Genomic DNA, 20944 nt, shown 5'->3' with positions numbered 1-20944 from the left:
GTCTCCGGGCATTTTTATTTTTGCGCTTATGAAAAAACATCTTAATTTACGCAGTATGGCGGCCCAGGCCGTCGAACAGGTTGTCGAGAAAGGACAATCACTAAGTAACGTGCTGCCCGCCATGCAGCAAAAAGTTGCCGATAAAGACAAAGCACTGTTACAGGAACTTTGCTTCGGCGTATTGCGTACACTCTCTCAACTGGAGTGGATGATCCAACAACTGATGGAACGTCCAATGACGGGCAAACAGCGCACCGTTCACTACCTGATCATGGTGGGCTTCTATCAACTGTTGCATACTCGTATTCCAGCACACGCTGCGCTGGCTGAGACCGTAGAAGGCGCGGTCGTTATTAAGCGTCCACAGCTGAAAGGGCTGATCAACGGCGTACTGCGCCAGTTTCAACGCCGTCAGGATGAACTGCTGGCCGAGTTTGCGCAAAGCGATTTGCGCTTCTTACACCCCTCCTGGCTGGTTAAACGTATTAAAAGTGCGTATCCGCAGCAGTGGGAAGCCATTCTTGAAGCCAATAACCAGCGACCGCCGATGTGGCTACGAGTCAATCGTAATCACCATACTCGCGACGCCTGGCTAGACCTGCTTACCGAAGCGGGATTAACCGGTTTCTCGCATCCAGACTACCCGGATGCAGTGCGTCTGGAAACACCGGCTCCAGTTCACGCCCTCCCTGGTTTTGACGAAGGTTGGGTCACCGTTCAGGATGCCTCCGCTCAAGGATGCGTAAATTATCTGTTGCCGGAGGACGGTGAGCAGATCCTCGACCTGTGCTGTGCGCCGGGCGGTAAAACCACTCACATTCTGGAAGTTGCTCCGCTAGCTAACGTCATGGCCGTCGATGTGGATGAAAAACGCTTATCGCGCGTTTACGACAATCTGAAACGTCTGGGCATGAAGGCAACCGTAAAACAAGGGGATGGCCGCTATCCACAGCAGTGGTGCGGTGAACAACAGTTTGACCGTATTTTGCTGGACGCCCCTTGTTCTGCTACCGGGGTGATCCGTCGCCATCCGGATATCAAATGGCTGCGCCGCGACCGGGATATTGCCGAACTTGCCCAATTGCAGGCTGAGATCCTGAATGCGACCTGGTCACATCTTAAATCTGGCGGCACGCTAGTGTATGCAACGTGTTCTATCCTGCCAGAAGAGAACCAGCAGCAAATTGCCGCCTTCCTGGCACGCACACCGGATGCGGTATTAAGCGAAACCGGTACGCCGGAAAAACCCGGACGTCAGAATTTACCGGGTGCGGAAGATGGCGATGGCTTCTTTTACGCTAAGCTAATCAAAAAGTGATGAGATAACGGGTCGCGACTGATGAAAATTATCATTCTGGGCGCAGGGCAAGTTGGCGGTACGCTGGCTGAAAACCTGGTCGGAGAGAACAACGATATCACGGTAGTCGATACCAATGGCGAACGCCTGCGCAGCCTGCAGGACAAGTTTGATCTCCGTGTCGTGCAAGGGCATGGTTCGCATCCCCGCGTATTGCGTGAAGCCGGTGCCGACGATGCCGATATGCTGGTTGCCGTAACCAGCTCAGATGAAACAAATATGGTTGCCTGCCAGGTAGCTTATTCACTGTTTAATACGCCTAATCGCATCGCCCGCATTCGTTCACCAGATTACGTTCGCGATGCCGACAAGCTGTTCCAATCCGATGCGGTACCAATCGATCATCTGATTGCACCTGAGCAACTGGTTATCGATAGCATTTATCGCCTGATTGAATATCCGGGCGCATTGCAGGTGGTGAATTTTGCCGAAGGTAAAGTCAGTCTGGCAGTAGTAAAGGCCTATTACGGCGGGCCGCTTATTGGTAATGCGCTGTCAACAATGCGTGAGCATATGCCGCACATCGACACCCGCGTTGCAGCGATTTTCCGTCATGACCGACCGATCCGTCCGCAAGGTTCTACGATCGTTGAAGCGGGTGATGAAGTCTTCTTTATTGCGGCATCACAGCATATACGCGCCGTAATGAGTGAACTGCAGCGTCTGGAAAAGCCGTACAAACGCATTATGTTAGTGGGTGGCGGTAATATCGGTGCGGGTCTGGCACGTCGTCTGGAAAAAGATTACAGCGTCAAACTGATCGAACGTAATCAACAACGCGCATCCGAACTTGCAGAGAAACTACAAAATACGATCGTCTTTTTTGGTGATGCTTCGGATCAAGAGTTACTGGCCGAAGAACATATCGATCAGGTCGATCTGTTCATCGCAGTGACCAACGATGATGAAGCAAATATCATGTCGGCGATGCTTGCCAAACGGATGGGTGCCAAGAAAGTAATGGTGTTGATCCAGCGCAGAGCATACGTCGATCTGGTGCAAGGCAGCGTGATCGATATTGCGATTTCACCGCAGCAGGCGACCATCTCCGCGCTGCTGAGCCACGTGCGTAAAGCTGATATTGTTGGCGTTTCTTCACTTCGCCGTGGCGTCGCGGAAGCCATTGAAGCCGTCGCACACGGGGATGAAACGACGTCGAGAGTTGTAGGGCGTTCAATTGATGAAATTAAACTTCCGCCCGGAACCATTATTGGCGCCGTTGTACGTGGTAACGATGTCATGATTGCCAACGATAACCTGCGCATTGAGCAGGGCGATCACGTAATTATGTTTCTGACAGATAAAAAGTTTATTACCGACGTCGAGCGACTATTCCAGCCAAGTCCTTTCTTCCTGTAATAATTTGGGCGCTAATACAGCGCCCTTTTTATTTCCCTTTATTTTTCATGGTCTAATAAATTTTCCTTTCGGCAATACATAAATGGAAATTGCCTAAACATTTGTTAAACTTATAAACGTCAGCTGCATAGGGAGAATAAAATGAGCATTATTAAAGAGTTTCGCGAATTCGCGATGCGTGGGAATGTTGTCGATTTGGCAGTGGGTGTCATTATTGGTGCGGCATTCGGTAAGATTGTTTCATCACTGGTTGCCGATATCATTATGCCGCCGCTGGGGCTGTTAATTGGTGGAATTGATTTTAAACAGTTTGCTTTAACGCTACGTGATGCACAGGGAGACATCCCTGCCGTGGTCATGCATTACGGTGTATTTATTCAAAATGTATTCGATTTCATTATTGTTGCGTTTGCTATCTTTATGGCAATCAAACTGATCAACAAACTGAACCGTAAAAAAGCGGAAGAGCCGGCAGCACCGCCAGCTCCATCGAAAGAAGAAGTATTGCTAAGTGAAATTCGTGACCTGCTGAAAGAACAGAATAATCGCTCTTAAGCACTCACTGAAACAAGAAGGCCAGTGGTAAAAAAGTTAATTACTTTCTTGCCACTGGCCTCCCAGTTACCCCGATTGCCATGTTTGCCTTTTCGCAGATAACTTCCTTTCCCTTTCTTATTTTTCTCAACGCGCTGTCTGAACAGTGGGTCATGCAGAAGCGCCTCAATGGCGTTGTCCTTTATCTGCCCTTTGGTGTGCTGATAACGACTCATAATATCTCCAGTTTGTAGTAATTTACGCCGCGAGTGTAGACCTGGCAGTTCAAGAAATCAACATCCTGTCGTTGTTCCACTAGCGCCTTGCTCAAGAGCTTCAAGAATAGAGCAGTACACGCTGCTGTGTGCCTTGCCGCAGCATGCATCATTCAATCGCTGCAGTGACCGCTGCATCGTCTGAAGTTCAGCAATGCGGGCTTCGACTTCTTGCAGTCTTTCCTGGACGATCCCTTTTGATTCCTGACAAGTATGGTGTTCGGGATCAACCCGGATCGAAAGCAATTCACGGATCGACTCCAGAGTGAAACCAAGCTGCCGGGCATAACGAATAAACTTCAAGCGCTGAAGATCGCTTTCTGTATAGAGGCGAAATCCGCCTTCAGTACGCACTTCATGCTCCATCATCTGCTGCTTTTCATAGTAGCGGATAGTATCCGGCGTAACGTCAGCCAGTTTCGCTATTTCACCAATTCGGTACATGCTCTCTCCGCTATTCGTCGTTGATCTTTTTTAGCAGCTTATCTGCGTAGTCACCGCGTAAAAACTCGGTGCTGAGTCCAGCCTGCCGAAGTTTAAGTTCCAGTAGCGACAGTCTTCGGCTCACCTCAGGATAACTGGGATCATCTTTGCGGATCCCCGCGAGTATTTCAAGCAGCTGTATTGCCTCTCTGCGTTGCTCGAGCTCAGGAGGAAGGCAACCTGCATTTTTTAATAAACGGTATCCGGCTCGGAGTTCAGGCGGGACATGGGAGTCATCGTCAAGAGTCAGCGGTTCGCCCGTTCCCGGTAAATCATCAAACTCGCCTTTAGACTGTGCATCAATAATATGGCGCTCTGCCCACTGGTCCAGTAACCACATACAACACTCCAGGGGATGAACAAAAAGAGTACAGATATTGTAGATAAGTGGGGATATGACGGATATAAAAAAACCCGCCGAGGCGGGTTTTTTTACGTTACTACAGATTACTCTGCAGCAGCTTCTGTTTTCTCTGAACGATCAACCAGCTCGATGTATGCCATCGGCGCGTTGTCGCCTGCACGGAAACCACACTTCAGAATGCGAGTGTAACCACCGGCGCGGCTCGCAAAACGCGGGCCCAGTTCGTTAAACAGTTTTGCCACGATCTCGTTATCACGAGTACGGGCGAATGCCAGACGACGATTAGCTACGCTATCAGTCTTGGCAAGAGTAATCAGCGGCTCAACTACGCGACGCAGCTCTTTCGCTTTCGGCAGAGTCGTCTTGATGATTTCATGACGAACCAGTGAACCTGCCATATTGCGGAACATAGCCTGGCGATGGCTGCTGTTGCGGTTCAGTTGACGACCACTCTTACGATGGCGCATGACCTTATCCTTCTCAGTAAAACCTTAACCTGTGATCCGGTTACTCGTCAGCGATGCTTGCCGGTGGCCAGTTTTCCAGGCGCATGCCCAGAGACAGTCCACGGGAAGCCAGCACGTCTTTAATCTCGGTAAGAGATTTTTTACCAAGGTTAGGCGTCTTAAGAAGCTCAACCTCAGTACGCTGTACCAGATCACCGATATAGTGGATAGCTTCTGCTTTGAGGCAGTTAGCAGAGCGGACAGTCAATTCCAGATCGTCAACAGGGCGCAGCAGGATCGGATCGAATTCTGGTTTCTCTTCTTTAACTTCCGGCTGACGTACATCACGTAAATCAACGAAAGCTTCCAGTTGTTCAGCCAGAATGGTTGCCGCACGACGAATCGCCTCTTCAGGATCGATTGTGCCGTTGGTTTCCATTTCGATGACCAGCTTGTCCAGGTCGGTACGCTGTTCTACACGCGCTGCTTCAACATTGTAGGCAATACGCTCTACAGGGCTGTAGCATGCGTCGACCAGCAGACGGCCGATTGGGCGCTCATCTTCTTCCGAATGAATTCGGGTAGAAGCCGGCACATAACCACGACCGCGCTGAACTTTGATACGCATGCTAATAGATGCATTCTCATCGGTCAGGTGGCAGATCACGTGCTGTGGCTTGACGATTTCGACATCACCATCATGGGTAATGTCGGCTGCAGTCACAGGGCCAATGCCAGATTTATTCAAGGTAAGAATAACGTCATCTTTACCCTGAACTCTCACCGCCAGCCCTTTCAGGTTGAGCAGGATTTCCAGGATATCTTCCTGAACGCCTTCTTTGGTGCTGTACTCATGTAGTACACCATCAATCTCAACCTCGGTCACCGCGCAACCCGGCATCGATGAGAGCAGAATACGGCGCAGTGCGTTACCCAAAGTATGGCCAAAGCCACGCTCTAAAGGCTCAAGGGTCACCTTGGCGTGCGTCGAACTCACTTGCTCGATATCTACCAGGCGCGGTTTTAGAAACTCTGTCACAGAACCCTGCATTGTGTCCTCTCTTTGGTACTAAGCTTTACTTGGAGTAAAGCTCGACGATCAGGTGTTCGTTAATGTCCGCAGACAGATCAGAACGCTCCGGCTTACGCTTGAACGTACCTTCCATCTTGCCAGCATCAACTTCCAGCCAGGTTGGCTTTTCACGCTGCTCAGCCAGCTCCAGAGCGGCTTTCACGCGAGACTGCTTCTTCGCTTTCTCACGAATGCTAACAACGTCATTCGGACTAACCTGATAAGAAGCGATGTTAACAACACGACCGTTTACCATAATTGCTTTATGGCTGACCAGCTGACGTGCTTCTGCACGAGTGGCACCGAAGCCCATACGGTATACAACGTTGTCCAGACGACCTTCCAGCAGACCCAACAGGTTTTCACCGGTGTTGCCTTTCAGACGTGCTGCTTCTTTGTAGTAGTTACGGAACTGACGCTCCAGCACACCGTAGATACGGCGAACTTTTTGCTTTTCACGCAACTGCACACCATAGTCAGACAGACGCGGTTTACGCGCACCGTGCTGGCCAGGAGCTTGTTCAATTTTACACTTGGTATCGATCGCGCGAACGCCAGACTTAAGGAATAAGTCAGTGCCCTCACGACGGCTCAGCTTGAGCTTAGGACCCAAATATCTTGCCATTTTCTTTCTCCAACAATCCTAGAAACGACAGCGTTATACGCGACGTTTTTTCGGCGGACGACAACCGTTATGAGGGATCGGAGTCACATCAGTAATATTAGTGATGCGGAAACCAGCGGCGTTCAGAGCACGAACAGTAGATTCGCGACCTGGACCCGGTCCTTTGACCATAACTTCCAGATTCTTGATACCGTATTCTTTTACGGCTTCAGCGCAACGCTCTGCTGCAACCTGAGCTGCAAACGGAGTGGATTTGCGAGAACCACGGAAACCGGAACCACCGGCTGTTGCCCAACCCAGTGCGTTACCCTGACGATCAGTAATGGTAACGATGGTGTTGTTAAAAGAAGCATGGATATGAGCCACGCCGTCAGAGACTTGTTTTCTTACACGTTTACGTGCACGAATTGGTGCCTTTGCCATTATTCAATCACCCCGATTATTTCTTGATCGGTTTGCGCGGACCCTTACGGGTACGTGCGTTGGTCTTGGTACGCTGACCGCGAACCGGGAGACCACGACGATGACGCAAACCGCGATAGCAACCAAGGTCCATAAGGCGCTTGATGCTCATGCTAACTTCACGGCGCAGATCACCTTCAACGACAAATTTGGCAACTTCGTCACGCAGCGTGTCGATTTGTTCTTCAGACAGCTCACTGATCTTAACATCTTCAGCGATACCCGCGGCAGCCAGAATGGCTTTAGAACGGGTCTTGCCGACGCCGTAGATCGAAGTTAATGCGATCACAGCATGTTTCTGATCAGGAATGTTAATGCCTGCTATACGGGCCACTATGCACTCCTACTATTTAATATGTACGCACCATGCTGAAAAGCCCGTTTTCAGGATACTCAAATGGAAACGCACAGACATACAAAAGATTGGCTGGCTAATCTAGCCAGCTCAACCCAACTTTGCAAGAAAAATATGCGAATAAATCAGCCTTGGCGCTGTTTATGCTTCGGCTCGGCACTGCAAATCACACGGATGACACCATCACGCTTAACGATTTTGCAGTTACGGCATAATTTCTTGACGGAAGCACGAACTTTCATTTTTACTCTCCGTAACTTCTCGGGCGACTGTTAACGGCCGTAGCCTTTCAGATTCGCCTTCTTCAATGCAGACTCGTACTGACTTGACATCATCAGAGTTTGCACTTGAGCCATAAAGTCCATAATCACGACAACAACGATAAGCAGTGAGGTCCCACCGAAGTAGAACGGTACTTTCATTGCATCACGCATGAACTCCGGGATCAGGCAGATAAAGGTAATGTAGAGCGCACCAACCAAAGTCAGGCGGGTCATTACTTTATCGATATACTTCGCCGTTTGCTCTCCCGGACGAATTCCTGGTACAAATGCACCGGACTTCTTCAGGTTATCTGCTGTTTCACGCGGGTTGAAAACCAACGCCGTGTAGAAGAAACAGAAGAATATGATTGCAGACGCATAGAGTAACACATAAAGCGGTTGCCCAGGCTGCAAATACAGCGAAATTGTTGTCAGCCAGTTCCAACCAGTCCCGCCCCCGAACCATGACGCGATGGTCGCCGGGAACAGAATAATACTGGAAGCGAAGATTGCCGGGATTACCCCCGCCATATTCACTTTCAGCGGTAAATGTGTGCTCTGTGCAGCATAGACACGACGACCTTGCTGACGTTTCGCGTAGTTTACCACAATACGGCGTTGACCACGCTCAACAAATACAACAAAGAACGTCACTGCGAATACTAATACTGCAACCAACAGCAACACGAGGAAGTGCAGGTCGCCTTGACGCGCTTGCTCGATAGTATGGGCAATGGCTGGCGGGAGTCCCGCGACAATACCGGCGAAGATAATGATTGAGATACCGTTGCCGATACCACGTTCAGTAATCTGTTCGCCCAACCACATCAGGAACATCGTCCCTGTAACCAGACTTACAACAGCGGTGAAATAGAATGCAAAGCCTGGGTTCATCACCAGGCCCTGCATACCAGGCATATTCGGCAGACCGGTAGCAATACCGATCGACTGGAATATTGCCAGCACCAGAGTACCGTAGCGGGTGTACTGGCTGATCTTACGACGACCAGACTCCCCTTCTTTCTTAATTTCTGCCAGCGTTGGATGAACCACCGTCAGCAGCTGGATAATGATCGACGCCGAAATATACGGCATGATCCCCAGAGCAAAGATAGAAGCACGGCTGAGAGCACCACCAGAGAACATGTTAAACATTTCAATGATGGTGCCTCGCTGTTGCTCAAGCAGTTTGGCAAGTACAGCGGCATCAATACCAGGGATCGGAATGAAAGAGCCAATACGGAACACAATCAGCGCGCCGATTACAAACAGCAGTCTGCGTTTCAGCTCGCCTAAGCCACCTTTGGCACTTTGAAAATCTAATCCCGGTTGTTTAGCCATCTGCTACTTATTCCTCGATTTTACCGCCAGCAGCTTCGATAGCAGCACGAGCGCCTTTAGTAACACGCAGGCCACGAACAGTTACCGGAGTAGTGACTTCACCAGCCAGGATCACTTTCGCGAACTCGATCTGGATACCGATAATGTTAGCTGCTTTCAGCGTGTTCAGGTCTACAACACCGCCTTCAACTTTAGCCAGGTCAGACAGACGAACTTCGGCTGTAATCGCTGCTTTACGTGAAGTGAAGCCGAATTTCGGCAGACGACGGTACAGAGGCATCTGACCACCCTCGAAACCGCGACGTACGCCACCGCCAGAACGAGACTTCTGACCTTTGTGACCACGACCACCGGTTTTACCGAGGCCAGAACCGATACCACGACCCAGGCGGCGAGCCGCTTTTTTAGAGCCTTCGGCCGGAGACAGAGTATTTAAACGCATCTCTTACTCCTCAACTTTAACCATGAAGGAAACCGCGTTGACCATACCACGAACAGCAGGAGTATCCTCGCGCTCTACGGTGTGACCAATACGACGCAGACCCAGGCCAAGCAGCGTTGCCTTGTGTTTCGGCAGACGACCGATTGCACTGCGGGTTTGAGTAATTTTAATAGTCTTTGCCATGGTTTATTTCCCCAGAATTTCTTCAACGGATTTACCACGCTTGGCAGCGACCATTTCCGGAGATTTCATATTTTCCAGGCCATCGATAGTTGCACGCACCACGTTAATCGGGTTAGTGGAACCATACGCTTTAGCCAGAACGTTACGAACTCCAGCGACTTCCAGAACGGCGCGCATTGCACCACCGGCGATGATACCGGTACCTTCGGAAGCCGGCTGCATGAATACACGAGAACCCGTGTGAGTACCCTTAACCGGGTGCTGCAGGGTGCCGTGGTTCAGCGCGACGTTAATCATATTGCGACGGGCTTTTTCCATCGCTTTCTGGATCGCTGCTGGAACTTCACGCGCTTTACCGTAACCAAAACCAACGCGACCGTTACCATCACCAACTACAGTCAGAGCTGTGAAGGAGAAAATACGACCACCTTTAACGGTTTTAGATACGCGGTTAACCGCGATCAGCTTTTCCTGCAGTTCGCCAGCTTGTTTTTCGATGTGAGCCATCTTACACCTCTACCTTAGAACTGAAGGCCAGCTTCACGGGCAGCATCTGCCAGTGCCTGGACACGACCATGATATTGGAACCCGGAACGGTCAAAAGAAACATCTTTGATGCCTTTTTCCAGAGCGCGTTCAGCAACAGCTTTACCTACAGCTGCAGCAGCGTCTTTGTTACCGGTGTACTTCAATTGTTCAGCGATAGCTTTTTCTACAGTAGAAGCAGCTACCAGAACTTCAGAACCGTTCGGTGCAATTACCTGTGCGTAAATATGACGCGGGGTACGATGTACCACCAGGCGAGTTGCACCCAGCTCCTGGAGCTTGCGGCGTGCGCGGGTCGCACGACGGATACGAGCAGATTTCTTATCCATAGTGTTACCTTACTTCTTCTTAGCCTCTTTGGTACGCACGACTTCGTCGGCGTAACGAACACCCTTGCCTTTATAAGGCTCAGGACGACGGTAGGCGCGCAGATCTGCTGCAACCTGACCGATCAGCTGTTTATCAGCGCCTTTCAGCACGATTTCAGTCTGAGACGGACATTCTGCAGTGATTCCCGCAGGCAGCTGATGGTCAACTGGGTGAGAGAAACCTAAAGCCAGGTTTACTACATTCCCTTTAACCGCTGCACGATAACCTACACCAACCAGCTGAAGCTTCTTAGTGAAGCCTTCGGTAACACCGACAACCATTGCATTCAGCAGGGCACGCGCGGTACCAGCCTGAGCCCATCCATCTGCGTAACCATCACGCGGACCGAAGGTCAGTGCATTATCTGCATGATTTACTGCAACAGCATCGTTGAGAGTACGAGTCAGCTCGCCGTTTTTACCTTTGATCGTAATAACCTGACCGTTGATTTTTACATCAACGCCGGCAGGAATAACGACCGGTGCTTTAGCAACACGAGACATTTTTTCCTCCGATTAGGCTACGTAGCAGATAATTTCGCCACCAAGACCAGCCTGGCGCGCTGCACGATCAGTCATAACACCTTTAGAGGTAGAAACAACTGCGATACCCATGCCAGCCATAACTTTCGGCAGCTCGTCTTTACGCTTATAAATGCGCAGACCTGGGCGACTGACACGCTGAATGCTTTCTACAACAGCTTTACCCTGGAAATACTTGAGAGTAAGTTCCAGTTCCGGCTTGGTGTCGCCTTCAACTTTAAAATCTTCAATAAAACCTTCTTCCTTCAGCACGTTGGCAATTGCCACTTTCAGCTTGGAGGAAGGCATGGTGACCGCAGCTTTATTCGCGGCCTGACCGTTACGGATACGGGTCAGCATATCCGCGATCGGATCTTGCATGCTCATCTGTCTTTACTCCCGTGATTCAATTGGTAATTACCAGCTAGCCTTTTTCAAGCCTGGTACTTCACCGCGCATGGCGGCTTCACGCAGTTTGATACGGCTCAACCCGAACTTGCCCACATAGCCATGCGGACGACCTGTTTGACGGCAGCGGTTACGCTGACGGGACGGGCTGGAATCACGCGGCAGAGACTGCAGCTTGAGAACTGCGTTCCAACGATCTTCGTCGGTCGCGTTCACATCAGAGATAATAGCTTTCAGTTCAGCGCGTTTTGCGAAGTACTTATCAGCTAAAGCTACGCGCTTTACTTCGCGTGCTTTCATTGATTGCTTAGCCATTCAGTAACCCTACCTTACTTGCGGAACGGGAAGTCAAAGGCAGCCAGCAGAGCACGGCCTTCTTCATCAGATTTCGCAGTAGTGGTAATGGTAATATCCAAACCACGCACGCGGTCGACTTTATCGTAGTCGATTTCTGGGAAGATGATCTGCTCACGGACACCCATGCTGTAGTTACCACGACCGTCGAAAGACTTAGCGGACAAGCCACGGAAGTCACGGATACGTGGAACAGCAATAGTGATCAGGCGCTCAAAGAACTCCCACATGCGTTCGCCACGCAGAGTTACTTTACAGCCGATCGGATAGCCCTGACGGATTTTGAAGCCTGCAACTGATTTGCGTGCTTTGGTGATCAGCGGTTTTTGACCGGAGATTGCTGTCAGGTCAGCTGCTGCGTTATCCAGCAGTTTCTTGTCAGCGATCGCTTCACCAACACCCATGTTCAGGGTGATCTTCTCGACCCGAGGGACTTGCATGACAGAATTGTAGTTAAACTCAGTCATGAGTTTAGCGACTACTTCGTCTTTGTAGTAATCATGCAGTTTCGCCATCGTACTACTCCAAATTACTTGATAGTTTCGCTGTTAGATTTGAAGAAACGGACTTTTTTGCCGTCTTCGAATCTAAAGCCTACACGGTCAGCCTTGCCGGTTGCCGCGTTGAAGATAGCAAGGTTAGAGATCTGAATAGCTGCTTCTTTCTCTACGATGCCGCCTGGTTGGTTCAGGGCCGGAACCGGCTTCTGATGTTTCTTAACCAGGTTGATACCTTCAACAATGACCTTGCCGGAAGACAGGACATTCTTAACTTTACCGCGTTTACCTTTATCTTTACCGGTTAACACGATAACTTCGTCATCACGACGGATCTTCGCTGCCATGATTCGCTCCTTAGAGTACTTCTGGTGCCAGAGAGATAATTTTCATGAACTTCTCGTTACGAAGTTCACGAGTTACCGGCCCAAAAATACGCGTACCGATAGGTTGCTCGCTGTTATTGTTTAAAATAACGCATGCATTACCATCGAAGCGAATGACAGAACCGTCCGGGCGACGAACACCCTTCTTGGTGCGCACCACTACCGCCTTCAGCACATCACCTTTTTTGACCTTACCACGCGGAATTGCTTCCTTGATGGTGATCTTGATGATATCGCCGACGCCTGCGTAGCGACGGTGCGAGCCACCCAGAACCTTGATACACATTACGCGACGTGCACCGGAGTTGTCGGCGACGTTCAGCATAGTCTGTTCTTGGATCATTTTAGTGCTCCGCTAATGTCAACTACTACTGAGACCCGAAAATCAGGTCGTTAAAAAAGCCCCATATCGGGGGCGCGGCATTATAACACCGCTTCAACGATATGGGTAGAAAAAATAAACGGCTCATCGCTGAGCCGTTTATTCGTTGAGAATGCCTACTGTATTACAGAACGGCTTTCTCTACAACGCGAACCAGCGTCCAGGACTTAGTCTTGGACAGCGGACGGCATTCGCGGATTTCAACCACGTCACCAGTACCGCATTCGTTGTTCTCGTCATGTACGTGCAGTTTGGTCGTACGCTTAATGAATTTACCGTAGATCGGGTGTTTCACAAAACGTTCGATAGCAACAACGATGGATTTCTCCATTTTATCGCTAACAACGCGACCTTGCAGAGTACGGATTTTATCGGTCATTACGCACCCGCCTTCTCAGTCAGTAAAGTCTTAACGCGTGCGACGTCACGACGCACTTGCTTCAACAGGTGAGACTGTTGCAGCTGGCCACTTGCAGCCTGCATACGCAGGTTGAACTGCTCACGCAGCAGATTCAGCAGCTCGGTGTTCAGCTCTTCAACACTCTTCTCACGCAGCTCTTTTGCTTTCATTACATCACCGTCTTAGTTACAAAGGTGGTTTTAATCGGCAGTTTCGCTGCTGCCAGCTTGAATGCTTCACGGGCCAGCTCTTCCGGTACGCCGTCCATTTCATACAGGACTTTACCCGGCTGAATCAAGGCAACCCAATACTCCACGTTACCTTTACCTTTACCCATACGCACTGCCAGCGGCTTTTCAGTGATCGGTTTGTCCGGGAATACACGGATCCAGATCTTACCTTGACGCTTAACTGCACGGGTCATAGCACGACGTGCTGCTTCGATCTGACGGGCAGTCAGACGACCACGGCCAACAGCTTTCAGACCGAAGCTGCCGAAGCTAACATCCGCGCCAGCAGCCAGACCGCGGTTACGGCCTTTGTGCATTTTACGGAATTTTGTACGCTTTGGTTGTAACATCAGCGACGCTCCTTATTTACGGCCTTTACGCTGCTGCTTTTTAGGTTGCGCAGCCGGTTTTTCCGGTTGTTCAACAGCAGCCATACCACCCAGGATCTCGCCTTTGAAGATCCACACTTTAACGCCGATTACACCGTAAGTGGTGTGCGCTTCAGAGGTGTTGTAGTCGATGTCAGCACGCAGAGTGTGCAGAGGTACGCGACCTTCGCGGTACCATTCGGTACGTGCGATTTCCGCGCCGCCCAGACGGCCGCTAACTTCAACTTTGATACCTTTAGCGCCCAGACGCATTGCGTTCTGTACAGCACGCTTCATAGCACGACGGAACATAACACGACGTTCCAGCTGAGAAGTGATGCTGTCAGCAACCAATTTTGCGTCCAGTTCAGGCTTACGCACTTCGGCGATATTGATCTGAGCAGGAACGCCAGCAATATCCGCTACGACTTTGCGCAGTTTTTCTACGTCTTCGCCTTTCTTACCGATAACGATACCCGGGCGAGCGGTGTGAATGGTCACACGGATGCTCTTAGCCGGACGCTCGATAACGATACGAGATACAGACGCTTTAGCCAGTTCCTTAGTCAGGTACTGACGTACTTTAAAATCGCTGTCCAGGTTGTCAGCGAATTCTTTGGTGTTCGCAAACCAGGTTGAGTTCCATGGTTTTACAATACCCAGGCGAATACCATTAGGATGTACTTTCTGACCCATTGCTAGTCTCCAGAGTCTCAGCGATCGGACACAACCACAGTAATGTGGCTGGTGCGCTTCAGGATGCGATCTGCACGACCTTTTGCACGCGGCATAATGCGCTTCATGCTCGGGCCTTCGTCTACGAAAATTTTCGTAACTTTCAGATCGTCAATGTCAGCGCCATCGTTGTGTTCAGCGTTAGCAATGGCAGATTCCAGGACTTTCTTAACCAGTACAGCCGCTTTCTTATTGGTGTAGGTCAGAATATCCAGAGCCTGCGACACTTTCTTACCGCGAATCAGGTCTGCAACAAGGCGAACCTTCTGAGCAGAAGAACGAGCATGGCGATGTTGAGCTAAAGTTTCCATCTCTTCCTCCTACCTTATTTCTTCTTCGCTTTTTTATCAGCAGCGTGGCCGCGATAAGTACGAGTCGGTGCGAATTCACCCAGTTTGTGACCGACCATTTCGTCGGAAACAAATACCGGAACGTGCTGACGACCATTATGGACAGCGATGGTCAAACCGATCATGTTAGGAAAGATCGTTGAACGACGGGACCAAGTGCGCAGGGGCTTCTTGTCTCCGCTTTCCACCGCTTTCTCTACCTTCTTCAGCAAGTGCAGGTCAATAAAAGGACCTTTCTTGAGAGAACGTGGCATGGCTTATCCTCTAAAATTATTTGCTACGGCGACGTACGATGAATTTATCAGTACGCTTGTTGCTGCGGGTCTTCTTACCTTTGGTCTGAACGCCCCACGGAGTTACCGGGTGCTTACCAAAGTTACGACCTTCACCACCACCATGTGGGTGATCGACTGGGTTCATCGCAGTACCGCGAACGGTAGGACGAACACCACGCCAGCGTGCAGCACCTGCTTTACCCAGAACGCGCAGCATATGCTCAGCATTGCCAACTTCGCCCAGAGTTGCACGGCAGTCTGCTTCGACTTTACGCATTTCACCAGAACGCAGACGCAGGGTGACATAAGCACCATCACGAGCAACGATCTGAACGTAAGTACCAGCGGAACGTGCCAGCTGACCGCCTTTACCTGGTTTCATTTCTACGTTATGAACGGTAGAACCAACCGGGATATTGCGCATCGGCAGGGTGTTACCTGCTTTGATTGCAGCATCAACGCCAGACTGAATCTGGTCGCCAGCTTTCAGGCCTTTAGGGGCCAGGATGTAACGGCGTTCACCGTCTTTGTACAGAACCAGCGCGATGTTCGCGGAGCGGTTCGGATCGTACTCAAGACGTTCAACAACTGCCGGGATACCGTCTTTGTTGCGTTTGAAGTCAACAATACGATAAGCCTGCTTGTGACCACCACCGATGTGACGAGTGGTGATGCGGCCATTGTTGTTACGACCACCGGATTTGCTGTTTTTTTCAACCAGCGGAGCAAAAGGTTTGCCCTTGTGCAGCTCTGGGTTGACCACTTTAACAACGTGGCGACGACCCGGAGATGTCGGTTTACATTTAACAACTGCCATTGTATTACTCCTCCGACTTACTCAGCGCCGCCGACGAAGTCCAGATTCTGGCCTTCCTTCAGGGTGACGTAAGCTTTTTTCCAGTCGCTACGACGACCGATACGCTGTCCGTGACGTTTAACTTTCCCTTTAACTACCAGGGTGTTAACGACTTCGACTTCGACTTCAAACAGTTTCTGCACAGCAGCTTTGATTTCTGCTTTGGTCGCGTCTTTAGCAACTTTGAGAACGATGGTGTTAGTTTTTTCCATCGCAGTAGACGCTTTTTCAGAAACGTGCGGTGCGCGCAGCACTTTCAGCAGACGTTCTTCACGAATCATGCCAGCATCTCCTCAACTTGCTTAACAGCATCAGCAGTCATTACGACTTTGTCGAAGGCGATCAGGCTAACCGGGTCGATACCAGTTGCATCGCGTACGTCAACCTTGTGCAGGTTGCGCGCAGCCAGGAACAGGTTTTCGTCCAGCTCACCGGTGATGATCAGCACATCTTCCAGAGCCATGTCTTTCAGTTTCTGTGCCAGCAGCTTAGTTTTAGGCGCTTCTACAGAGAATGATTCGACAACGATCAGACGATCCTGACGTACCAGTTCGGACAGAATGCTTTTCAGCGCGCCGCGGTACATCTTTTTGTTAACTTTTTGACTGTGGTCCTGTGGACGAGCAGCGAAGGTCACGCCACCTGAACGCCAGATCGGGCTCTTGATAGAACCTGAACGCGCACGGCCGGTACCTTTCTGGCGCCACGGCTTTTTGCCTGAACCAGTTACTTCAGCACGAGTCTTCTGAGCACGAGTACCCTGACGAGCACCAGCTGCATAAGCAACAACAACCTGGTGAACCAGCGCTTCGTTGAAATCACGACCGAAGGTAGTTTCGGAAACAGTCAGCGCGCTCTGCGCGTCTTTCAATACTAATTCCATTGCTATCCCCTTACGCCTTCACAGCTGGTTTAACGATCAGGTCGCAACCGGTCGCACCCGGAACACCACCTTTAACCAGCAGCAGGTTGCGCTCAGCGTCAACACGTACTACGTCCAGGCTCTGAACGGTTACACGTTCGTTGCCCAGCTGACCTGCCATTTTCTTGCCTTTGAACACTTTGCCCGGAGTCTGGTTCTGACCGATAGAACCCGGAACGCGGTGAGACAAGGAGTTACCGTGAGTAGCGTCCTGGGTACGGAAGTTCCAGCGCTTAACGGTACCAGCGAAACCTTTACCTTTAGAGGTACCGGTTACGTCAACTTTTTTAACGTCAGCAAACAGTTCAACGCTAATGTTCTGACCAACGGTGTATTCTTCACCATCTGCCAGACGGAATTCCCACAGGCCGCGGCCAGCTTCTACGCCAGCTTTAGCAAAGTGGCCAGCTTCCGGCTTAGTTACGCGGTTAGCTTTTTTAGCACCGGTGGTAACCTGAACAGCGCGATAGCCATCGTTAGCCAGATCTTTAACCTGAGTAACGCGGTTTGCTTCAACTTCGATAACGGTTACTGGGATAGATACGCCATCTTCAGTGAAGATGCGGGTCATACCCACTTTTTTACCGACTAAACCAATCATTGTATCAACCTCTCAATCGCTCGATGACCTGATTAACCCAGGCTGATCTGCACGTCTACACCGGCAGCCAGGTCCAGACGCATCAGAGCATCAACGGTTTTTTCAGTTGGCTCAACGATGTCAACCAGACGCTTGTGAGTACGGATCTCGTACTGATCACGCGCGTCTTTGTTGACGTGCGGGGAGATCAGAACGGTGAAACGCTCTTTGCGGGTCGGCAGCGGGATCGGACCACGAACCTGCGCACCAGTGCGCTTGGCAGTCTCGACGATTTCCGCGGTTGATTGATCGATCAGACGATGATCAAACGCTTTCAAACGGATACGGATTCTTTGGTTCTGCATGAGACCAGAGCTCCAATTATTTTATAGACGAAATAGTTACTCCTCAAACCCATTACGATTGATGGGAGAGTGTAACCGTTCTTACAGAGTTCCCCGATTGGGAACATTGTCTGGTATTGCTTTCGCAGTACCGGTGGCTCATATCGAACCGCTGTCAATATTAGACAAGCCCGCGCATTATACGTAAATCTCAGCCTTAAGCAAGTACCGCGTAGAAATTAATCACTCGTTCACAAATGCGGCGCTCCTTCCACTCTGATTGTATGTCCTGTGGTGCAACGCGTTTTCCGTGGAAGAGAGCATCCATAACCCATATCCCAGGCTTGTAGGGCCGCCGGGTTTACCTGAAGGTAAACTCTTTACCAGATAAGGCTTGCCCATGTACATCGACCTCCCCTTTCTGTTGATTTATGTTTCGCTATCAGGGCTGCTCTTAATCCATGACCTACGTACCGGGTTGCTGCCCGACAAATTTACCTGCCCTCTTTTGTGGGGCGGTCTTATTTATCATCAATGCTGCAGACCTGCACAGTTATCCGACGCGCTTTGGGGGGTCGTAGCGGGCTATGGGGTATTTGCTTTGTTCTACTGGGGGTATCGTTTGATATGCCGACAGGAAGGATTAGGCTTTGGTGATGTCAAATTTCTTGCCGCGTTAGGCGCATGGCATCGCTGGGAATCATTACCACTGTTGGTTTTACTTGCCGCGGGTATGGCATGTTGCCTCACCGGGATTTCCTGCGTCCGTTACGGGAAACAGGTACTAAAAAACCCGCTGCCATTTGGGCCATATCTGGCGGCTGCGGGTTTTGTTATTGGCCTGGTAAGTATGATACAGGGCGGTTAGTCACTGACTTTAATTTGCGATTGCAGATAATTTTGTAAGCCAAGTTTTGCAATCAGGTCCAGCTCGGTTTCGAGCCAGTCAATATGCCCTTCTTCTTCAGTCAGGATCTCAATCATCATATCCCGGCTGACATAATCATGGACGCTATCGGCATAGGCAATGGCTTCACGTAAGTCTTTAGCACCATCGAGTTCGAGTCGAAGATCGGATTGCAGCATCTCTTCAACGTCTTCGCCAATACCCAACTTGCCAAGATCCTGCAAGTTCGGGATCCCTTCTAAGAATAAAATACGCTCGATATATTTATCAGCGTGTTTCATCTCATCGATAGATTCATGGTACTCAACATCATTGAGGCGAGTCAGTCCCCAGTTTTTAAACATACGAGCATGGAGAAAATACTGGTTGATCGCGACAAGCTCATTTCCCAATAGTTTATTGAGATAATTTATGATTTTAACATCACCTTTCATTTTATAGTCCCTCCGCTTCCACTCTTAGAGCGTAGATGGGGCTACAGGGATGTCAAAAAAAAGAGTGTGACTTAGGCGATCTCTTTAAATTCTGGCATTTGTGTTAATTCATCCTGCATGACCTCGCGGGCAGCACGAATGCATTTACCGCATTGATTTCCAACAGGAATAAATTTACGTAATTGCTGAAAGGACTGAGGATGAAACTGGCGAACAGCCTGACGTATTTTTTTATCACTTATCGCATTACACAAACAAACGTACATGATCGCTCCCGTTCAATTTCTGCGCAAAGTGTAAATGAGAATAGTTATGATTACAATAGCACAACGCGATTTACGCGGCGGGAGAATGAATAAAAAATGCGAATAAATATGACAACGACTAAATTGCAGGTAGCAAAAAGGGCGCCGAAGCGCCCTTTTTAAGCTCAAAGCTAATTAATCAATAATTAGCTCATTACTTTAGCAACAACGCCCGCACCAACAGTACGGCCGCCTTCACGGATTGCGAAACGCAGACCGTCGTCCATCGCGATTGGGTGGATCAGGGTAACAACCATTTTGATGTTGTCGCCCGGCATTACCATCTCTACGCCTTCCGGCAGTTCGATGGTACCAGTCACGTCAGTAGTACGGAAGTAGAACTGCGGACGGTAGCCTTTGAAGAACGGAGTATGACGGCCGCCTTCGTCTTTGGACAGAATGTACACTTCAGATTCGAACTTGGTGTGCGGCTTGATAGAGCCCGGCTTAGCCAGTACCTGACCACGTTCGATTTCTTCACGTTTGATACCACGCAGCAGAACACCAACGTTCTCACCAGCACGGCCTTCGTCCAGCAGTTTGCGGAACATTTCAACGCCAGTACAGGTAGACTTAGCAGTCTCTTTGATACCAACGATTTCAACTTCTTCACCAACTTTGATGATACCGCGCTCTACACGACCGGTAACAACGGTACCACGACCGGAGATGGAGAATACGTCTTCGATAGGCAGCAGGAACGGCTTGTCAATCGCACGCTCTGGTTCTGGGATGTAAGAATCCAGGAAGCCAGCCAGTTCGATGATTTTCGCTTCCCACTCTGCTTCGCCTTCCAGCGCTTTCAGAGCAGAACCACGAACGATCGGAGTGTCGTCGCCCGGGAAATCGTACTGAGACAGAAGTTCACGAACTTCCATTTCTACCAGTTCCAGCAGCTCTTCGTCATCAACCATGTCGCATTTGTTCAGGAACACGATGATGTACGGAACGCCTACCTGACGACCCAGCAGGATGTGCTCACGAGTCTGCGGCATCGGGCCGTCAGTCGCAGCAACAACCAGGATCGCGCCGTCCATCTGCGCAGCACCGGTGATCATGTTTTTAACATAGTCGGCGTGGCCCGGGCAGTCTACGTGTGCGTAGTGGCGAGTCGGGGTGTCATATTCAACGTGAGAAGTGTTGATGGTGATACCACGAGCTTTTTCTTCCGGCGCGTTATCGATCTGGTCGAATGCACGAGCAGCACCGCCGTA

38 protein-coding genes are annotated in these 20944 nt (G+C 50.1%); 4 read left to right on the top strand and 34 right to left on the bottom strand.

Annotated elements, in window-relative coordinates; all coding sequences use genetic code 11:
- Nucleotides 1–28: 28 nt before the first annotated feature.
- From rsmB to mscL, 3 genes are all read left to right on the top strand, one after another.
- Entirely contained in the window at nucleotides 29–1318 is a 1290-nt protein-coding gene (gene rsmB, locus OGX83_RS12640; RefSeq protein ID WP_111466316.1) for a 16S rRNA (cytosine(967)-C(5))-methyltransferase RsmB, read from the top strand.
- A gap of 21 nt (nucleotides 1319–1339) precedes the next feature.
- Nucleotides 1340–2716: a Trk system potassium transporter TrkA gene (gene trkA, locus OGX83_RS12635; RefSeq protein WP_003031153.1), complete on the top strand. Its 1377-nt coding sequence runs from the start codon at nucleotides 1340–1342 to the stop codon at nucleotides 2714–2716.
- A 141-nt stretch (nucleotides 2717–2857) separates the two neighbouring features.
- Nucleotides 2858–3271 (top strand): large-conductance mechanosensitive channel protein MscL, encoded by a 414-nt coding sequence (gene mscL / locus OGX83_RS12630; protein ID WP_003031152.1) that lies wholly within the window; start codon nucleotides 2858–2860, stop codon nucleotides 3269–3271.
- Here the strand turns inward: mscL and arfA are convergent.
- The 31 genes from arfA to rpsJ form a co-directional block, all read right to left on the bottom strand.
- Nucleotides 3268–3486 carry an alternative ribosome-rescue factor ArfA gene (arfA, locus tag OGX83_RS12625; RefSeq protein WP_003828276.1) on the bottom strand — a complete coding sequence of 73 codons (219 nt, stop codon included), beginning with the start codon at nucleotides 3484–3486 and terminating at the stop codon, nucleotides 3268–3270. The genes mscL and arfA overlap by 4 nt on opposite strands.
- 57 nt (nucleotides 3487–3543) lie before the next feature.
- Nucleotides 3544–3969: a Zn(2+)-responsive transcriptional regulator gene (gene zntR / locus OGX83_RS12620; protein WP_048236923.1), complete on the bottom strand. Its 426-nt coding sequence runs from the start codon at nucleotides 3967–3969 to the stop codon at nucleotides 3544–3546.
- Nucleotides 3970–3979: 10 nt separating this feature from the next.
- A complete protein-coding gene (locus OGX83_RS12615) occupies nucleotides 3980–4348 on the bottom strand; it encodes a DnaJ family domain-containing protein (protein ID WP_003845236.1) in 369 nt (122 codons plus the stop codon).
- A 107-nt stretch (nucleotides 4349–4455) separates the two neighbouring features.
- Nucleotides 4456–4839: a 50S ribosomal protein L17 gene (gene rplQ / locus OGX83_RS12610; RefSeq protein ID WP_001216370.1), complete on the bottom strand. Its 384-nt coding sequence runs from the start codon at nucleotides 4837–4839 to the stop codon at nucleotides 4456–4458.
- A gap of 40 nt (nucleotides 4840–4879) precedes the next feature.
- The gene (locus OGX83_RS12605) at nucleotides 4880–5869 is read right to left on the bottom strand and encodes a DNA-directed RNA polymerase subunit alpha (RefSeq protein WP_003031139.1); all 990 of its coding nucleotides are present in this window, start codon (nucleotides 5867–5869) and stop codon (nucleotides 4880–4882) included.
- A gap of 25 nt (nucleotides 5870–5894) precedes the next feature.
- Entirely contained in the window at nucleotides 5895–6515 is a 621-nt protein-coding gene (gene rpsD, locus OGX83_RS12600) for a 30S ribosomal protein S4 (protein ID WP_003031138.1), read from the bottom strand.
- Between the two features lie 33 nt (nucleotides 6516–6548).
- Complete coding sequence (gene rpsK / locus OGX83_RS12595) at nucleotides 6549–6938, bottom strand: 30S ribosomal protein S11 (RefSeq protein WP_003031137.1); 390 nt, start codon at nucleotides 6936–6938, stop codon at nucleotides 6549–6551.
- 16 nt (nucleotides 6939–6954) lie between these two features.
- On the bottom strand, nucleotides 6955–7311 hold the full coding sequence (gene rpsM / locus OGX83_RS12590) for a 30S ribosomal protein S13 (protein ID WP_003031135.1): 357 nt from the start codon (nucleotides 7309–7311) through the stop codon (nucleotides 6955–6957).
- Nucleotides 7312–7457: 146 nt separating this feature from the next.
- The gene (gene rpmJ / locus OGX83_RS12585; RefSeq protein WP_000868187.1) at nucleotides 7458–7574 is read right to left on the bottom strand and encodes a 50S ribosomal protein L36; all 117 of its coding nucleotides are present in this window, start codon (nucleotides 7572–7574) and stop codon (nucleotides 7458–7460) included.
- 30 nt (nucleotides 7575–7604) lie between these two features.
- A complete protein-coding gene (gene secY, locus OGX83_RS12580) occupies nucleotides 7605–8936 on the bottom strand; it encodes a preprotein translocase subunit SecY (RefSeq protein ID WP_001118864.1) in 1332 nt (443 codons plus the stop codon).
- Between the two features lie 7 nt (nucleotides 8937–8943).
- Entirely contained in the window at nucleotides 8944–9378 is a 435-nt protein-coding gene (rplO, locus tag OGX83_RS12575; protein ID WP_003031132.1) for a 50S ribosomal protein L15, read from the bottom strand.
- Nucleotides 9379–9381: 3 nt separating this feature from the next.
- Nucleotides 9382–9561 (bottom strand): 50S ribosomal protein L30, encoded by a 180-nt coding sequence (gene rpmD, locus OGX83_RS12570; RefSeq protein WP_001140434.1) that lies wholly within the window; start codon nucleotides 9559–9561, stop codon nucleotides 9382–9384.
- Between the two features lie 3 nt (nucleotides 9562–9564).
- Complete coding sequence (gene rpsE, locus OGX83_RS12565; RefSeq protein WP_003031131.1) at nucleotides 9565–10068, bottom strand: 30S ribosomal protein S5; 504 nt, start codon at nucleotides 10066–10068, stop codon at nucleotides 9565–9567.
- Nucleotides 10069–10082: 14 nt separating this feature from the next.
- On the bottom strand, nucleotides 10083–10436 hold the full coding sequence (gene rplR / locus OGX83_RS12560; protein WP_000358960.1) for a 50S ribosomal protein L18: 354 nt from the start codon (nucleotides 10434–10436) through the stop codon (nucleotides 10083–10085).
- A 9-nt stretch (nucleotides 10437–10445) separates the two neighbouring features.
- Nucleotides 10446–10979, bottom strand: a complete 534-nt coding sequence (gene rplF, locus OGX83_RS12555; RefSeq protein ID WP_003031129.1) for a 50S ribosomal protein L6 — start codon at nucleotides 10977–10979, stop codon at nucleotides 10446–10448.
- Nucleotides 10980–10991: 12 nt separating this feature from the next.
- Nucleotides 10992–11384, bottom strand: coding sequence for a 30S ribosomal protein S8 (gene rpsH, locus OGX83_RS12550; RefSeq protein ID WP_003031127.1), 393 nt, complete (start codon nucleotides 11382–11384; stop codon nucleotides 10992–10994).
- Nucleotides 11385–11414: 30 nt separating this feature from the next.
- Nucleotides 11415–11720: a 30S ribosomal protein S14 gene (rpsN, locus tag OGX83_RS12545; protein ID WP_003031125.1), complete on the bottom strand. Its 306-nt coding sequence runs from the start codon at nucleotides 11718–11720 to the stop codon at nucleotides 11415–11417.
- Nucleotides 11721–11734: 14 nt separating this feature from the next.
- Nucleotides 11735–12274 (bottom strand): 50S ribosomal protein L5, encoded by a 540-nt coding sequence (gene rplE, locus OGX83_RS12540; protein WP_003031123.1) that lies wholly within the window; start codon nucleotides 12272–12274, stop codon nucleotides 11735–11737.
- 14 nt (nucleotides 12275–12288) lie between these two features.
- Nucleotides 12289–12603 carry a 50S ribosomal protein L24 gene (rplX, locus tag OGX83_RS12535; protein WP_003031122.1) on the bottom strand — a complete coding sequence of 105 codons (315 nt, stop codon included), beginning with the start codon at nucleotides 12601–12603 and terminating at the stop codon, nucleotides 12289–12291.
- Between the two features lie 10 nt (nucleotides 12604–12613).
- Nucleotides 12614–12985 carry a 50S ribosomal protein L14 gene (gene rplN / locus OGX83_RS12530; protein ID WP_000613954.1) on the bottom strand — a complete coding sequence of 124 codons (372 nt, stop codon included), beginning with the start codon at nucleotides 12983–12985 and terminating at the stop codon, nucleotides 12614–12616.
- A gap of 163 nt (nucleotides 12986–13148) precedes the next feature.
- Complete coding sequence (rpsQ, locus tag OGX83_RS12525; protein WP_003031120.1) at nucleotides 13149–13403, bottom strand: 30S ribosomal protein S17; 255 nt, start codon at nucleotides 13401–13403, stop codon at nucleotides 13149–13151.
- Complete coding sequence (gene rpmC / locus OGX83_RS12520; RefSeq protein ID WP_000644742.1) at nucleotides 13403–13594, bottom strand: 50S ribosomal protein L29; 192 nt, start codon at nucleotides 13592–13594, stop codon at nucleotides 13403–13405. The genes rpsQ and rpmC overlap by 1 nt, the downstream gene beginning before the upstream one ends.
- The gene (gene rplP, locus OGX83_RS12515; RefSeq protein ID WP_000941208.1) at nucleotides 13594–14004 is read right to left on the bottom strand and encodes a 50S ribosomal protein L16; all 411 of its coding nucleotides are present in this window, start codon (nucleotides 14002–14004) and stop codon (nucleotides 13594–13596) included. Before rplP ends, rpmC begins: the two co-directional genes overlap by 1 nt.
- Before the next feature lie 12 nt (nucleotides 14005–14016).
- On the bottom strand, nucleotides 14017–14718 hold the full coding sequence (gene rpsC / locus OGX83_RS12510) for a 30S ribosomal protein S3 (protein WP_000529945.1): 702 nt from the start codon (nucleotides 14716–14718) through the stop codon (nucleotides 14017–14019).
- 17 nt (nucleotides 14719–14735) lie between these two features.
- A complete protein-coding gene (rplV, locus tag OGX83_RS12505) occupies nucleotides 14736–15068 on the bottom strand; it encodes a 50S ribosomal protein L22 (protein WP_000448832.1) in 333 nt (110 codons plus the stop codon).
- Between the two features lie 14 nt (nucleotides 15069–15082).
- Nucleotides 15083–15361, bottom strand: coding sequence for a 30S ribosomal protein S19 (gene rpsS, locus OGX83_RS12500; RefSeq protein ID WP_001138115.1), 279 nt, complete (start codon nucleotides 15359–15361; stop codon nucleotides 15083–15085).
- 16 nt (nucleotides 15362–15377) lie between these two features.
- Entirely contained in the window at nucleotides 15378–16199 is an 822-nt protein-coding gene (rplB, locus tag OGX83_RS12495) for a 50S ribosomal protein L2 (protein ID WP_000301869.1), read from the bottom strand.
- A 17-nt stretch (nucleotides 16200–16216) separates the two neighbouring features.
- Nucleotides 16217–16519: a 50S ribosomal protein L23 gene (rplW, locus tag OGX83_RS12490; protein ID WP_000617546.1), complete on the bottom strand. Its 303-nt coding sequence runs from the start codon at nucleotides 16517–16519 to the stop codon at nucleotides 16217–16219.
- Entirely contained in the window at nucleotides 16516–17121 is a 606-nt protein-coding gene (rplD, locus tag OGX83_RS12485) for a 50S ribosomal protein L4 (protein ID WP_003031119.1), read from the bottom strand. The genes rplW and rplD overlap by 4 nt, the downstream gene beginning before the upstream one ends.
- A gap of 10 nt (nucleotides 17122–17131) precedes the next feature.
- Nucleotides 17132–17761 (bottom strand): 50S ribosomal protein L3, encoded by a 630-nt coding sequence (rplC, locus tag OGX83_RS12480; RefSeq protein WP_003031117.1) that lies wholly within the window; start codon nucleotides 17759–17761, stop codon nucleotides 17132–17134.
- 32 nt (nucleotides 17762–17793) lie between these two features.
- Nucleotides 17794–18105 (bottom strand): 30S ribosomal protein S10, encoded by a 312-nt coding sequence (gene rpsJ, locus OGX83_RS12475; protein WP_001181005.1) that lies wholly within the window; start codon nucleotides 18103–18105, stop codon nucleotides 17794–17796.
- 379 nt (nucleotides 18106–18484) lie between these two features.
- Between rpsJ and OGX83_RS12470 the strand changes: the two genes are divergently transcribed.
- Complete coding sequence (locus tag OGX83_RS12470) at nucleotides 18485–18952, top strand: prepilin peptidase (protein WP_079935386.1); 468 nt, start codon at nucleotides 18485–18487, stop codon at nucleotides 18950–18952.
- Here the strand turns inward: OGX83_RS12470 and bfr are convergent.
- The 3 genes from bfr to tuf all read right to left on the bottom strand — a co-directional run.
- The gene (gene bfr, locus OGX83_RS12465) at nucleotides 18949–19425 is read right to left on the bottom strand and encodes a bacterioferritin (RefSeq protein WP_003827773.1); all 477 of its coding nucleotides are present in this window, start codon (nucleotides 19423–19425) and stop codon (nucleotides 18949–18951) included. The genes OGX83_RS12470 and bfr overlap by 4 nt on opposite strands.
- A gap of 71 nt (nucleotides 19426–19496) precedes the next feature.
- Entirely contained in the window at nucleotides 19497–19691 is a 195-nt protein-coding gene (gene bfd / locus OGX83_RS12460; RefSeq protein ID WP_003031111.1) for a bacterioferritin-associated ferredoxin, read from the bottom strand.
- A gap of 185 nt (nucleotides 19692–19876) precedes the next feature.
- The coding region (tuf, locus tag OGX83_RS12455) for an elongation factor Tu (protein WP_286588180.1) at nucleotides 19877–20944 on the bottom strand (1068 nt) is incomplete at its 5' end.

This window comes from Citrobacter sp. Cpo074, from assembly GCF_030332745.1.
Taxonomy (GTDB): Bacteria; Pseudomonadota; Gammaproteobacteria; order Enterobacterales; family Enterobacteriaceae; genus Citrobacter; species Citrobacter portucalensis.
Note: the sequence above shows the minus strand (reverse complement) of the source record. Positions and strands in the feature narration are given on the sequence as shown.